At 44.6% G+C, this 13,578-nt stretch carries 18 protein-coding genes and 2 pseudogenes; 9 read left to right on the top strand and 11 right to left on the bottom strand.

Annotation, left to right across the window (positions count from 1 at the left end):
- Window positions 1–150: pseudogene (locus H525_RS29620) on the top strand (IS91 family transposase); the annotation flags it as partial.
- Between the two features lie 294 nt (window positions 151–444).
- The gene (locus H525_RS24230) at window positions 445–1,611 is read left to right on the top strand and encodes a D-alanyl-D-alanine carboxypeptidase family protein (RefSeq protein ID WP_051331060.1); all 1,167 of its coding nucleotides are present in this window, start codon (window positions 445–447) and stop codon (window positions 1,609–1,611) included.
- A 34-nt stretch (window positions 1,612–1,645) separates the two neighbouring features.
- On the opposite strand, the gene H525_RS0114605 is transcribed toward H525_RS24230, so the two are convergent.
- The 7 genes from H525_RS0114605 to H525_RS0114580 all read right to left on the bottom strand — a co-directional run bounded on the left by H525_RS0114605 (window position 1,646) and on the right by H525_RS0114580 (window position 4,941).
- Entirely contained in the window at window positions 1,646–2,059 is a 414-nt protein-coding gene (locus H525_RS0114605; RefSeq protein WP_027416806.1) for a DUF309 domain-containing protein, read from the bottom strand.
- Between the two features lie 162 nt (window positions 2,060–2,221).
- Window positions 2,222–2,461: a hypothetical protein gene (locus H525_RS27405; protein ID WP_155837310.1), complete on the bottom strand. Its 240-nt coding sequence runs from the start codon at window positions 2,459–2,461 to the stop codon at window positions 2,222–2,224.
- A 7-nt stretch (window positions 2,462–2,468) separates the two neighbouring features.
- Entirely contained in the window at window positions 2,469–2,750 is a 282-nt protein-coding gene (locus H525_RS0114600) for a hypothetical protein (RefSeq protein WP_027416805.1), read from the bottom strand.
- A 255-nt stretch (window positions 2,751–3,005) separates the two neighbouring features.
- On the bottom strand, window positions 3,006–3,629 hold the full coding sequence (recU, locus tag H525_RS0114595; protein WP_035101385.1) for a Holliday junction resolvase RecU: 624 nt from the start codon (window positions 3,627–3,629) through the stop codon (window positions 3,006–3,008).
- A 234-nt stretch (window positions 3,630–3,863) separates the two neighbouring features.
- Window positions 3,864–4,433, bottom strand: a complete 570-nt coding sequence (locus H525_RS0114590) for a manganese catalase family protein (RefSeq protein WP_027416803.1) — start codon at window positions 4,431–4,433, stop codon at window positions 3,864–3,866.
- 17 nt (window positions 4,434–4,450) lie between these two features.
- Window positions 4,451–4,708 (bottom strand): spore coat protein CotJB, encoded by a 258-nt coding sequence (locus tag H525_RS0114585; protein ID WP_027416802.1) that lies wholly within the window; start codon window positions 4,706–4,708, stop codon window positions 4,451–4,453.
- Window positions 4,705–4,941 carry a spore coat associated protein CotJA gene (locus H525_RS0114580; RefSeq protein ID WP_027416801.1) on the bottom strand — a complete coding sequence of 79 codons (237 nt, stop codon included), beginning with the start codon at window positions 4,939–4,941 and terminating at the stop codon, window positions 4,705–4,707. The genes H525_RS0114585 and H525_RS0114580 overlap by 4 nt, the downstream gene beginning before the upstream one ends.
- A 192-nt stretch (window positions 4,942–5,133) precedes the next feature.
- Between H525_RS0114580 and H525_RS27400 the strand changes: the two genes are divergently transcribed.
- Together H525_RS27400 and H525_RS0114570 are read left to right on the top strand one after the other, a co-directional pair.
- Window positions 5,134–5,310, top strand: a complete 177-nt coding sequence (locus H525_RS27400) for a hypothetical protein (RefSeq protein WP_155837308.1) — start codon at window positions 5,134–5,136, stop codon at window positions 5,308–5,310.
- A 21-nt stretch (window positions 5,311–5,331) separates the two neighbouring features.
- Complete coding sequence (locus tag H525_RS0114570) at window positions 5,332–5,784, top strand: hypothetical protein (RefSeq protein WP_027416800.1); 453 nt, start codon at window positions 5,332–5,334, stop codon at window positions 5,782–5,784.
- 48 nt (window positions 5,785–5,832) lie between these two features.
- Here the strand turns inward: H525_RS0114570 and H525_RS0114565 are convergent, their stop codons facing one another.
- Together H525_RS0114565 and H525_RS0114560 are read right to left on the bottom strand one after the other, a co-directional pair.
- The gene (locus tag H525_RS0114565; RefSeq protein WP_027416799.1) at window positions 5,833–6,144 is read right to left on the bottom strand and encodes a hypothetical protein; all 312 of its coding nucleotides are present in this window, start codon (window positions 6,142–6,144) and stop codon (window positions 5,833–5,835) included.
- A gap of 100 nt (window positions 6,145–6,244) precedes the next feature.
- Window positions 6,245–7,750 (bottom strand): DUF4127 family protein, encoded by a 1,506-nt coding sequence (locus H525_RS0114560; RefSeq protein WP_162142504.1) that lies wholly within the window; start codon window positions 7,748–7,750, stop codon window positions 6,245–6,247.
- Between the two features lie 209 nt (window positions 7,751–7,959).
- Here H525_RS0114560 and H525_RS0114555 point away from each other — a divergent pair, with 209 nt between their 5' ends.
- The 3 genes from H525_RS0114555 (at window position 7,960) to H525_RS0114545 (ending at window position 11,079) form a co-directional block, all read left to right on the top strand.
- Window positions 7,960–8,391, top strand: a complete 432-nt coding sequence (locus tag H525_RS0114555) for a CBS domain-containing protein (RefSeq protein ID WP_027416797.1) — start codon at window positions 7,960–7,962, stop codon at window positions 8,389–8,391.
- Between the two features lie 9 nt (window positions 8,392–8,400).
- The gene (locus H525_RS0114550; protein WP_081413426.1) at window positions 8,401–9,021 is read left to right on the top strand and encodes a YhcN/YlaJ family sporulation lipoprotein; all 621 of its coding nucleotides are present in this window, start codon (window positions 8,401–8,403) and stop codon (window positions 9,019–9,021) included.
- Between the two features lie 480 nt (window positions 9,022–9,501).
- Complete coding sequence (locus H525_RS0114545) at window positions 9,502–11,079, top strand: peptide chain release factor 3 (protein ID WP_027416795.1); 1,578 nt, start codon at window positions 9,502–9,504, stop codon at window positions 11,077–11,079.
- A 21-nt stretch (window positions 11,080–11,100) separates the two neighbouring features.
- Here the strand turns inward: H525_RS0114545 and H525_RS0114540 are convergent, their stop codons facing one another.
- Window positions 11,101–11,814: a S1C family serine protease gene (locus H525_RS0114540; protein ID WP_027416794.1), complete on the bottom strand. Its 714-nt coding sequence runs from the start codon at window positions 11,812–11,814 to the stop codon at window positions 11,101–11,103.
- 147 nt (window positions 11,815–11,961) lie between these two features.
- Between H525_RS0114540 and H525_RS0114535 the strand changes: the two genes are divergently transcribed.
- Both H525_RS0114535 and H525_RS0114530 read left to right on the top strand, forming a co-directional pair.
- Window positions 11,962–12,171 carry a hypothetical protein gene (locus H525_RS0114535; protein ID WP_035101368.1) on the top strand — a complete coding sequence of 70 codons (210 nt, stop codon included), beginning with the start codon at window positions 11,962–11,964 and terminating at the stop codon, window positions 12,169–12,171.
- A 62-nt stretch (window positions 12,172–12,233) separates the two neighbouring features.
- Window positions 12,234–12,608 (top strand): hypothetical protein, encoded by a 375-nt coding sequence (locus H525_RS0114530; protein WP_027416792.1) that lies wholly within the window; start codon window positions 12,234–12,236, stop codon window positions 12,606–12,608.
- 704 nt (window positions 12,609–13,312) lie between these two features.
- Here H525_RS0114530 and H525_RS28685 read toward each other — a convergent pair.
- Window positions 13,313–13,578, bottom strand: a pseudogene (locus H525_RS28685) (AAA family ATPase); the annotation flags it as partial.

Raw genomic sequence — 13,578 nt, 5'->3', positions numbered from 1 at the left:
TGCCCCATAACAAGAGCTTATTTAGAAAGGGTGATTAGCGATCTCACCGGTATCAAAAACCCGTCAAAAAGGGAAGAAAAAGAAGAAAAACATAAATCTAAACCAGTCCAAGAAACAGAGCGTCAGCTTTGTTTGTTTAACGTGTCATGAAAAAGAGGAAATTCCTTTAAGTGTTGTAAGGGACTTTGACTTAATGGACGATGGAGATCCAACCACTCCCCCGATGTTTTCATGCGAAAAATGTGGTGGACGAATGTATCCGGAATATTATGAGGGAGTACATGGCATAAAGTACAGACTATCGGATATTCTCTAAACAAAAAAGGACCGGGCGGTTTTTGCCCGGTTTTTCTTATAATTTTTTCTTTCTCCTTTAATTTTTTTTGGGTATACTTGCCCTATAATGGTTGATTTATAACTAAAAAATAGGTGGTTTTATTTTTCATGAAATGGTTACTTCCAGTAATTATACTTATACAATCAATTCTCCTGCTATGTATTCTTCCAGGGTTTGTCCAGGCGGCGCCTGTTCAATCCTCTGCTGCAACGATAAATAACGCCCTGATCCACAGTGACGCTGCCGTATTAATGGATGCCCGTTCCGGATACATCGTGTATCAGAAAAATCCTGAAAAAGTACTCTTTCCTGCAAGCATTACCAAAATTGTTACGGGGATTCTAGCGATTGAGCATGGAAATCTGAATGATATGGTAACGGTATCGAAAAATGCGCGGAATGTGGAAGGAACAAGAGTATACCTCGCGGAAGGCGAACAGAAGCGCATGGAAGACCTTGTATACGGTATGCTCATTAATTCAGGAAATGATGCAGCGGTTGCCATTGCCGAGCATATGGACGGAAGCATAGCTGCATTCAGCAAAAGGATGAATGAATTTGTCGCTTCGATTGGGGCAACCCATACCCATTTTACGAACCCTGATGGATTATATGATAAGGACCACTACACAACAGCTGAAGACATGGCGAAAATTACTGCCTACGCCATGAAAAATGAAAAGTTCCGTTCGATCGTCGGAACAAAAGAAATGCTATGGAATGGGAAAGAGTGGAAGACGAAGCTGATTAATCATAATAAGATGCTTTTTACGTATCCGGGTGCCAACGGGGTAAAAAACGGGTTCACCGACCAATCGCGGTTTACGCTCGTTACATCGGCCCAGCGGAACGGGACCGAATTATTAGCCATCTTAATGAAGGCCGATAGCAGTCAGCAGATTTATGACGATACGAAGTATTTACTTGATTACGGATTTAGCCATTACAAAACCGTTCGCATCTTGAACGAGGGACAACATGTTGTCACTCAAGGGGAACGCTATACAAACGAGTCAAATGTATATGCCACAATTCCGAGAAACGACCGGTACCAGGTAAAAATAGAGGATGCCCACCATGTTATGGTTCTGACTTCTTCGGGGAAAACCGAGGAATATGCGCTACCGGCGATGAAAGCTGAACAGAGTTCAAAGGAAACCCAATCCCAAAGTACAGTTGGGGATGCTCCTCTTTATTTTAAAATTTCAGCATGGTGTGCGATGCTTCTTTGTGCCGGGTGGCTTTCCCTCTGGTACATTCGAAGACGCGCGTAATTATTTTAAGCCAGGACTAATATCAGGTCCTGGCTTAGAATTTATCCTCTTCAGCAACTCCCTGAGGGACACACTTCGCCACAGCGTTAGCCAGCACGGGGTCATGAATGTCAATATACAACGGATAAAAGGAGAACGCCTTCTCATTATATGAATAGAGCTTAGCCAGATATTCTTTCACTTCTGAAAAAAGTTTAGCCAGATCAATACCGAGTTCTCCCTCCCATGTATCCCCCGCTTTATTCAAAGCAGACCCAAAAAGCTTGATGGCTCCTTCCACGTTTTTATTTCGAAAATGGTACAGCCCGACTGCAACTTGCAGCAAAGCCTGCAGCAGTCGGTTCCGGCCTTCATTTAGCCAGTATTCCTCCATCACCTCATGGCACTCGTAATAATCCTGTTCTATATTGAAGTAATATAGGTATTCAATGTACAGCCGATGATACATGGGGTCGCCTCCTCAATAGAAACAGTAAGAATCGGGCATGTATTTTTACTATAATACCAAATGAATCCACTCTGATAAATGCCCTTTCCGTTTTTCTCAAAAATAAAAAAAAGGCCCTAGAAACTAGAGCCTTTTTTTCCGTTAAAGAAAGTATATGTTGCTTTACAGTGTTAAAGCAACATATACTTTCCTCCATGGGTCACCTGAGAAAAACTCACGGGAGTGTGCCGAACGTTGCTTTTTCGATGTGGAGTGTGTGGCCGGAAGGTCGATCAGACCGACAATTGTCTCCATCATTGAGGTACCCGGATGTTTTGTCGGTCCGACCTTCCGGTCACTAAGCGTCCGTTTCGCTTCCCTGCAGAAAAAGGACGAGCGGCAACGCCCGCGAGTTTTTCTCAATCAGGAGTTATTTCTTTGCAACGGCTTTTTTAGCTGCTGCTTTTTTAGCTGCTTTTTTTGCAACATGTTTCTTCGCAACATGTTTCTTCGCGGTTACTTTTTTTGCAACATGTTTCTTCGCGGTTACTTTCTTTGCAACGGCTTTTTTAGCTACATGTTTAACTGCCGCATGTTTCGCTGTCGTATGTGCAGGTGTCGTAGCAGCGAAGGCAGAACCTGAGAGGCCTGCAACAAGGGCTCCTGCTGTAAGTACTGAAGTCATACCTTTAAGAAATTTTTTTGCTTCCATTTTGAGCACTCCTTTATCATTTGTTTTTCCAATAATTACAGCTTGATTTTATTCCAGAAACATTAAAAAGCTATGAGAATTTGGAGCACGATTATGGAAGTTGTATGAGATTTTTATTAATTTCTTATAAAGAAAACTTGCTAGTATCAAGCCGCAGTCACACGGATAGCCTTAGTTACCTGTATGCGTGTGAGAAAGATATTCTTTATTCACACGTTAAAGAAAAAGCGGACAAAGAAACCCCATTTTACCCGCCTAAAAATAATGCTGCTTTATGACTTTAAGATAATCGAGCCGCGGTTGAAAACCAACAGGAATAAGATGGCCGTGTTCCTGTATGTAAGAATAAGGTATGGATTTTCGTCCGCCTGCTTTTGCCTTTTCCCAGAACGAAATGATATGCTCGGCATCCAGCAGATAGGTTTTGTTGTGAGCAGTAAAACGAATAAGGGTAAAAACGATACCATTATGCTTCCGTACCAGGCTCATATGGATGACCTGGTGCTCATGAAAGTTGCTTAGTGGAAAAGAGGTTTGGTTCCGCGTTTCCTTCGCTTCAAAATCCAGATGGCGGCCCTCAAAAATTCCGTTATAGTCTGTCGTTGAGGGCTGCCTGAAATAAGCTTCACGAATAACAGCAGCCGAACGGGAAGGGTAGTCCACTTTCACGATTTGAACCGGTGTCGGCTTTTTATGGACGGCTGCTATCTGGTGGGCCACATAGTAGACGTTGCTCTCGTTGACATCCTCTTCAAGAGACATCCCCCGGCTTGCCGTATTGTTTTTACCCTGATACATGTCTAAAAATTCTTCCACTTTCATTCGTGCGGGTAAGGAAGAAGTTAACTGCAGTTTTCTTTGACCAATTGGATATTGAATTTTTCGCACACCATTCACCACCTATCCCCTATCATAACAAAAAACAAAAGGAAAATGCGGCTGATTCGCGAACCGGTTCTAATTTAGGCACGTAACCCAAAATATCACCCTGATGAACAAGAGGCAGGGTGGTGGGACAAACTGATCGGTCCCGGCAAAGCGATCGATAAGGAAAAAAGAGAAAAGAGAAAAGAGGCGAATCCCTGAGCAATCCGGCTCCGCCTCTTTTTTTGATTAAAAAACTTTTTTCCGCTCCCTTTCTTCCTTGAGAATTTCAACGGATTCTCGAAAACGCTGGGAGTGAATGACCTCTCTTTCCCGCAGGAAGGAAAGGCTATCCTTTAAGTCGGGGTCGTCGGTCATGTTAATAAGCCATTGATAGGTAGCCCGCGCTTTTTCTTCAGCCGCAATATCCTCATACAAATCAGCGATGGGATCTCCTTTCGCCTGAATATACGTAGCCGTAAAAGGCACTCCGCCGGCATTTTCGTAAAATAAGGCCTTATCGTGGTTCACGTAATGAGCGCTAAGCCCTGCTCGCTCAAAATCTTCCGGTGTGGCATCTTTCGTGAGTTTATACACCATCGTAGCAATCATTTCAAGGTGAGCCAGTTCTTCCGTTCCGATGTCGTTAAGAACACCAATCACTTTGTCGGGTACCGTATACCGCTGATTTAAATATCGAAGGGCGGCGGCCAATTCGCCGTCCGCGCCGCCGTATTGTTCAATCAGAAGTTTCGCCATTCGAACATCGCACTTGCTGACGCGTACCGGGTACTGCAGTTTTTTTTCATAAATCCACAAGGATGAATCCCTCCTATCTATACCTGCCAGGGCCAGGGGGAATTGCTCCACGACCACGGGGCGGTAGAGAAGCTTTGTCCGGCATGCATAAGCGGACCATACATGGATTCAAAATGCTGCCTTAGCATTTTGTTTCTCTGGGAGAACTCATTGTATTGAGTAATGGCGTCCTGATCGAGCGGATGCGTATTCAAGTACAGATTCAGTTCGTAAAGCACAAAATCATTTTGTTGGATTTCCAGCAGCAAATTGTAGTAATTTTCATCCGGATTCACGGTGTGGCTCCCCCTTTCCCGTATTTATCTTTATACGGACTTTCGTACGGTGCATACAAAGCGGGCCATAACGTTCCCTGACGCAGCGCTTCATTCGGCGGGTATTGCGGCATTTGGGACGGTTGAAAGCCAAGGTACAGGTACGGCGGTGTTTCATACGTTTTTTTTGTCATCGGGGGACAAGGATCATAAGGGCCGATAAACGGCCTGTATTTTTTTCGATAGGTATGCATCCTGACCGCTCCTTTCCGTTCATCTTTCACTACCTTATGGAAATAAAACACGTCCCATTCCATTTTTTTCGGGTGGTGGATTTTAATTTTTTTTGCACAATAAGAAATCGACTAACCCTTGCCTTTATCGGACACTATGGTATAAAGGATAAGGGGGACAGGCATCGTGTAAAAATATCAAGGAGGGAAAATATGGAATATACAATTATTGTATTGCTTATCATAGGAATCGCCATTTTGGTGTTTTCGTTTAGAAAGGAAAAAGACCAGGTAAACGACCTGGAACAAAAATTAGAGAATTTCTCGATTTCCGTATTAAAGGAGCTGCATCAGGTACAGGATATGATCAATGATAAAAAAGGGAAATAAGACAGGGAGTGAGATTTTACAATGAATAAAAGTGCATGGCGGGGATTCGGAGCCGGTATCATTGTAGCAACCGGTGTCTTATCCTTCGCGTATTTCATAACTGCCCCGGCGATTAACCAGGCACAACAGGCGGAGAAAACACCGGATCAGTCTGCGTCCAGCAGCCGTACATCCGAAAGCACATCCTCTGCTACAGCTTCTGCTACACCCGCTTCCACTGCACCGGTACCGGGAACAAAGGCACCTCAACCGGCGGCAAAACAGGTACATACAGTATCCCTGAACGTTACCCATGGAATGACCCCGGAAGAAGTTGCTGCACAACTTGAAAAGGCCAAGATAATACCAGACAAAAAAGTGCTGATTAAGTACTTCGTTAACAATAAATTAATGTACGCGCTAAAGCGTGGGACCCATCAGGTAAACAGTGAGATGACGATAGATCAGATTGCTAAGAATTTAATTACGCCATAGACAGCCAAAAGGCAGAAAGGAAATATCCTCTCTGCCTTTTTTGGTGCCTTATTGCCTATTTAAGCTTTCAAGTTCTGTCTCGACTTCAAATACGCGTTTGTTTAAAACCTGGATTTCAAATCCTTTTTTATCCAGTTTTTTATTGATGCGATCTAATAATGCCACAATGTCCTTAGGCTGTCCTTCTTCCAAGCGAATAATGGATTCTTGAATTTCTTTTTGTCCGATTTCTAACTTTTCTAAGCTGGTTTCCAGTCTTTCCTGGCCGTCTTTTAGTAGGCTAACATCGCCTTTTAGCGTAGTCACATCGGTTCGCAATTCTTTGATCTCTGTTAAGATTTGTTTCAAAATTTCTTCCATAGGCCACACCCCGTTTTAATTATAACATGGATTATGATTCAGGATGATTGCTTTTAGGGTGAGGGCATTTCCAGATGACCGAGGATATAGAGCAGGTGCTTCACAGATGCCTAAACCGGTAATGAATTTCAAAAATCCGGCCCCACGGCAGGGCAGCTCTTTCCACGATAAATGATGGCTTTTTAATCCGTTTTTCTCCACCATGCATCGTTTCAAACGTAAGCGTTCGGATGAATACGTTGCTTCTCGTTTTGACTTCCTCACAAATTTGATCCTGCTCTTGCCGCGTTAGTCTATCAGGAGAAGCGTACTTCTTGACATATTCCGCCCGTTTAATGATGTTAAAGTAGTAATCCTCGATATACCGCGTAATCAACCATTTTTCATTTGCCTCATTCCATGTGGGTTGATCGCGGATCATTTCCAGGTGAGAGAGGAGGAGGCCAAGGGTGTTACCGCTCGTATTCCACGCGGAATAGCTTTCAACTTTTTGCTCCAGATTCTGCCGCAGAAAATTTTCCATCCATGTCGTATCACCCGAAACTGACGAGACCACATCCGCTACTCCTTTTATCGCGTGCGGGTTGCCATTCGCCCAACGGTCCACCCGGTCCAGCGTTTCATCCTGAGAATGAACGTATACATATATTGGAGCAGAGACATCGGCCGGAGGGTCAGGTTGAAGGAACCGGATTTTTTCCTGGATGACCTGATTCAGTGGTTTTCCGTCATAAGCGAGCACATTGTTTTTTTCCCGCTCGTTCGAGAAGGTCACGATATAGCGTGATCCGGTATGTGTACTCTCGTTTTTATACCGGGCGAGCAGAAGACAGGTCAAATCGTCTGCACCTGTCATCACGTGTACGTTCGACAGATGATTTTCCGTGATGAAATGCTGCAGCCTGCGTTCCCATACTTTGGGGAGCCCCATGCTGCTTGTATCGTCCATGCCGATGAGCATTTCTTTAATGATTCCTTCCTTCACCCAGCCTGCCAATTCCCGCTGAACCCGCATATTTTGTTCAAACAGGCGTACGTAGTCTTCGACATATACACGCGGCACAAGTTTTCGAATATCTGACATGATGTTCTGAATTCGCTTTTTCTCGTCAGCCGTTTTAGCGGTAAGGTATTGATTATACCTCCTGCCGTACACAACGATTTCATGATGGTATTTAAACGCCGGAGAAGAGGAAGCCGGCAGTTCACGCGGAATAAGATTGATCGCGTATACCTTTTTTTTCGGGTATTTTTTCAATATGCTTTTAAGTTCCTGCAAACGATAGGCATTTTTCGTGTACGTGCTAACCTGCCGCCCCGCAATAATGCCTCCGTTTAACCATTCGGGAATCCCGATAAAAACAACGTCACATTCGCTGATATGAGCCAGCAAAAATTTTTTTATTTTTTCGTAATTGGCGTATCGGCCAAAACGGTCGAGTCCTTGATGGGGGAAATTAACGGTCGCTCCCCCTATTTTTGCAAGCAGGGAAATGTAGTCCGTATTTACAGGGCGGCTGTCAAGCGGGATTAACAAAATCTTCTTCCCGTGAAGGGAGGAAGAATATGGCTGTGCATACCTTCCGCTATTTTTTTCCTGCTGCACAGGATAACCGCAACCTGTAAGCAAAAAACATGCGCACATAAAACATATCAAAGCAGCTTTCACTTGGTTCCTCCGCATTTAATAAATATTTATCTAACGGTATTATGACTTTTTTGCCCGATTCTTGAAAGGATTATTTTTAATGTGCAACTTTTTAACACATATTAAAAAGGGGAATGCCCCGAAATAATGAATCAGGAGGGATTAGTATGACGCAAAAGCTCGAAAGTATTATGACGAAGCAAGTATCTGCTGTGCGGCCTGACCAACCGATTGCGGATGCGGCAAATATTATGCATCAGTATGACGTGGGAGCTGTTCCTGTCGTGCAAAACGGCCAGTGTGTTGGGATTGTTACGGACCGTGATATCGCGATCCGCGCGGTAGCGAACGGAAGAGACGGGAACACTCCGGTTAGCAACGTTATGACAAAAAATGTTGTTACTGCTTCCTCACAGATGGATGTTCATGAAGCTGCAAGGCTAATGGCTCAGCATCAGATTCGCCGACTCCCTGTTGTTGATAACGGAGAATTGAACGGAATGGTTGCCTTAGGCGACCTTGCCGTACAGGACATATACGAGAATGAGGCCGGTGACGCGCTTTCCAATATTTCCGTGCCAGATAATACGTTATCATAATAGCCGGTCATGCGTATGCGTATATCAGTGAAAAAATGGAGCGTTCTATTCTTCGTTGGTATTTTGGCCGGTTCCCTCGCAGCCTGTGGACCGGGAGCCGGAACGAATACCCGTACCCAGCAGCTTGGAGCCAACCAGTACCAGGGAACTACGACAGGTGATCATCTGGTCGCTCGTCCAAACGGCGCACAAAATAATAGAATGAATACGGCCGGCACGAATCATAACAGTGCTGCCATCAACCATACCGTTGCGGGATACAACACGATTGGCGTTCGTCCCTTTAGAGTAGACGAAAACCAGCGGATTGCGAACCGTTTGGCGCAACTGGCGGCCAATGTAGACGGCGTTACCGGTGCAACGGCTGTGGTGAACGGAAAGGATGCGGTTATCGGCATTCAGGGTGCGCAGCCGTATAATAAGAAAATGATCGAAAGAAAGGTGCTTACCGCGCTTAAGCGGGCTGAGCCAGCCTACAATATCCATGTTACGGCGGATAAAGGTTTGAATGACCGAATCCGCACGATGAGTACGCAAAGAGCCGGTAACCACCCGATACGGGACATAGGCCAGGATATTGCCAATCTCATTCGTGATATGGGCCGAACGGTCACTGCACCGTTTCGGTAATGTTTCGTTAATCGTAACCAGGAGGCCGCCGGGCGGCCTCTTTTTTAGCGTTAAGGAAAGTATATGTTGCTTTAACACTGTAAAGCAACATATACTTTCCTTCCATTGGTCACCTGAGAAAAACTCGCGGGAGTGTGCCGAACGTTGCTTTTTCGATGTGGAGCGTGTGGCCGGAAGGTCGATCAGACCGACAATTGTCTCCATCATTGAGGTACCCGGATGTTTTGTCGGTCCGACCTTCCGGTCACTAAGCGGCCGTTTCGCTTCCCTGCAGAAAAAGGACGAGCGGCAACGCCCGCGAGTTTTTCTTAGCGTATATGAAAGAAAAACCTTACTTTATAGAGGGAGTTTTCTTTATCACCTCCCTATTTTTTCCTGCTTTTTTACCGCTAAATCGCCTTCTTATCGTACACCTGCAAATATGCTATACTTAAAGGCAGACTGTTCTCATGTTAAGAATACGGAGGCGTTTCAAAATTTATGATTGAACCACGAAAAACGTTCGCTATTATTTCCCACCCGGACGCAGGGAAAACGACTCTCACAGAAAAACTTCTTTATTTCGGGGGAGCAATCCATGAAGCTGGAATGGTAAAAAGTCGGAAATCTGCCCGGCAGGCGACATCCGATTGGATGGAAATTGAACGTCAGCGCGGTATCTCGGTGACATCAAGCGTCATGCAGTTCTCCTACAGTGGCTACCATATTAACATTCTGGATACACCGGGTCACCAGGATTTCAGCGAAGATACGTACCGTACCCTAACGGCAGCGGATAGCGCGGTCATGCTTATTGACGCCGCTAAAGGGGTTGAACCGCAGACGATCAAACTTTTTGAAGTATGCCGCATGCGCAATATTCCTATTTTTACTTTTATAAATAAAATGGATCGGGAAGCCCGTGACCCTCTTTCTTTGCTGGAAGAGCTGGAGGAAGTGCTGGGGATTCGCTCGTGTCCGATGAATTGGCCGATTGGCTCCGGGATGGATTTTCAAGGGGTTTATGATCGCAATAAAAAAAACGTCGAATTGTTTAAGCGTCATGAGCAAAATAGCCGTCGAATTCTCCCTGTGTTTCAGGACGAACAAAGCGATGGGGAAGTTCACTCGATTATAGGGGAATCCCTTTTTGAGAAACTCGCAGAAGATGTGGATTTGTTGGATATTGCCGGGGATCCGTTTGATAAGGAAAAAGTAGATAAGGGGGAATTGACTCCCGTGTTCTTCGGCAGCGCTTTAACGAATTTTGGTGTCCAATCATTTCTGGAGTATTTCTTAGAGCTGGCTCCTGCTCCAGGCCCCCGCATGAGTGACAAAGGGCTGATCGAGCCGGATCATTCCAAATTCTCCGGGTTTATTTTTAAGATCCAGGCGAACATGAATCCGGCACACCGGGACCGGATTGCTTTTCTGCGGATTTGTTCGGGCACATTCAGCCGCGGAATGACCGTGCAGCAAGTGCGGACCGGCAAGAAAATCAAGCTCTCCCAGCCCCAGCAGTTTCTTGCGCAGGAGCGAAATATTGTAGAAGATGCGCATCCGGGAGATATAATCGGTCTGTTCGACCCGGGAACATTCGTTATCGGGGATACCTTATGTGAAGGAAATACAGGCTTCACATTTGGCGGAATTCCACATTTTTCTCCGGAAATTTTCGCCAGGGTACGCACGAAAGACGCGATGAAGCATAAACAGTTTCATAAAGGTGTTGAACAGCTGACAGAGGAAGGGGCCGTTCAGCTTTTTACTTCGACAGGTCCCGGAGCGGAGAATTCGATCATTGGCGTTGTCGGTCAGCTGCAGCTGGAAGTGTTCCAGTATCGCTTGCGCAATGAATACGGGGTAGAAGTGGAAATACAGCCGCTTGGCTATGAGCTGGCCCGGTGGATAAAAGGCAATAAAAAACCGGATGAATTGAACCTCATTCAGTACGGGGGCAGCCTGCTTGTAAAAGACCGGGAAGAACGGCCTGTTGTCCTTCTTGAGAATGAATTCGCGGAACGGTGGGCTAAAGAAAAAAATCCGGATGTCGAATTTGTCAGTACCTCATACGATTGACCGCCTGATCTTGCTAAATGATTATAAATATTTGCGAATGTGCGGCTTAATGCTGTCGATCCCGATAGCGAAGCCAAGCCCATGGTTGTCCCGGATAATAAAAGCGTTCATGCCGATCGCTTCCCCATTCATGTTAATCAGCGGGCCTCCGCTGTTTCCCGGGTTGATGGCACAATCGGTTTGAACGATATCTTCATACGTTTTTCCCGAAATTTGTACGGGGCGATTTTTTGCGGAAATGATACCAGTGGTTACCGTGTTTTCCAATCCTAAAGGATTCCCGATCGAAATCACAATTTCCCCGACGCGTGCCTCTTTCGACGAGCCAAGAGGAAGCGTGGGAAGCGGCATACGGTTTATCATACGAATCAGGGCCAGATCCCGTTTGGTGTCAGACCAGACGAGACTGGCCTTTTTCGTTTCCCCGTTTGATAACCTCACTTGTATGTGTTTGGCGTTGGCGATAACGTGCTCACTTGTCAGAATGTAACCTTTCGGATGAATGATAAATCCTGTGCCAAAGCTGCGCCGTACTTCTTTTGTCGGTGTGGGAGAAGACGGAAAAAGAAATTGATGGAGCACACCGATCATCGAATCGTTTACGGAGTGGTCTTCTGTTGTAATCGAAACAATGGCAGGCTTCACTTTTTCTACGATAGGAACAAAGTAGTTGGCAGGGTGCAGATAAGCGGGCTGCGGTGTGGTTGTGATCGTGTAGCCGTGTTTACGTTTCATCTCATGACCTCCTCACTTCTTGAGACATTTGTACATTGTATGTATAAATCTGCACAGTGTGAAGGGCTAATATTTTTAGACAATTCGTATAAAACCAAACGACTTTGGGTAAGAATAAACGTAATGAAATCAGGAGGTAGAATACGGATGAATGAAGGATTTGAAAGAATTTCGATAGGGGAAACCTTTAAGCCATATGCATGGAAAGCGAATTTCGATATGGAATTTTCCTCTGAATGTTTGTATTGTGATTCAACGCTCACACGATTGGAAGGTTACATAATTGAAGACGGAAAAGGCGTAGCGCAAAGAATAGCCATTTGTCCGTCGTGCCAGAAGGTGAATGCTCGTTATTAAGCATAACGTTCCGCTTCCCGAATAGGATAAAGTAAAGTGTACGGAGGGAAGGGGAGAAGTTTGTGCGGAAGAAATGTGAGAAATGCAACATGCAGATGGATTTAAAACTCCGTAAAGTTGTATATATGAATCATATGGAAATTGACCATGTGCCGGTATACTCCTGTCCAAACTGCGAGGAGAATCAATTAGTTGAGCAGGTAAAAGATGATCTAAAGCGTTTGTTGCAGCAAATCAACACGTACCAGTCTGACTCCAGCGTTATTTCTTTTGCGGCACACTCTTCTTTTTCTGAACTTTTGCTTCGGATGAGTCGACAGAACGTTATTACGATAGATGATTTGCTTGACTTATATTTGCTTGCCCGCTCCTTGCAGGATGACATATGGATAGAGGAGATTGAAAAGGAATTGCGACTGCGCAGCAATTATGAATAAAGTTTTACAATTACGTGAAAAAGGGGATTTCTCAATAGGGGAAATCTCCTAATTTATAGACATAGGTAATAAGCATATGATTAAATAAATACATATCATCTGAGCTGGAGGGGGGAACTCTGATGGGTGGACAAAATATTGCAATGTTTGGTTTGATTGGTTCTATGACGATTCCGTTAGTGCTGATTGTGACCATGTTTATTGCGGCAAAAAGAAAAAGACCGAAAGCGTAATCTTTGCATAAAAAAGCTCTTCAACTAGGGATGGATGAAGAGCTTTTTTATGTCTTGTTCATTCCGTTTTTTGGTTGGCATTCCTTTCGGTTTTTGTAAAGTGATTCGTAGTAGATTGTTGAGAAAATAGTCCCAGTGTTAAAGAGACTCCACTTATAATAGGGCAGTAATTCGTACCATCCATATTTAATAGAAAATATGGTAATGGAATAGGAACAAACAAAACCGCAATGTAATACAAGGATAGGATTGCACTGGTAAGAAAAATAAAAAGCAGCATGTTCCAGTTCAATTTGAATCTCCAGTTTCTAAATAAATAATGTTCCTAAGTAAAGCCCAAATACGAACGGGAATAACATTTTCAACAGGATAAATTGTTAATGACGTAGTATATCGTCCCGAAGGTGACGGCGTTAGTTGTCCGCAAATTGACGAATCTATTGTCCAAGTGTCATTTGAAAAAAGGGAGAATCATGATAATTCTCCCTCAATCACCCGTTTGACCATGTGATCATCAATAATTCGATGTCCGTTCTGTGCTCCATAAAGTAAACAGTGCGTACATACCTTGTTGATGAGCCTTGCGGCCCCTCCGGAATAGCGGTGGATTTCATCTAATGCACCGTCAGAAAAGATTTGTTGGTCTACTCCTGCATAGTGAAGATGCCGTGCCACATACTCGTCAACCTGTGCACGATCATAATGACCCAGTCTGCATTGAAGGTCGATTCTTTGGC

Source organism: Aneurinibacillus terranovensis DSM 18919, assembly GCF_000430625.1.
In the GTDB taxonomy this organism is placed as follows: Bacteria; Bacillota; Bacilli; order Aneurinibacillales; family Aneurinibacillaceae; genus Aneurinibacillus_B; species Aneurinibacillus_B terranovensis.
This window is presented reverse-complemented; position numbering and strand designations above follow the sequence as displayed.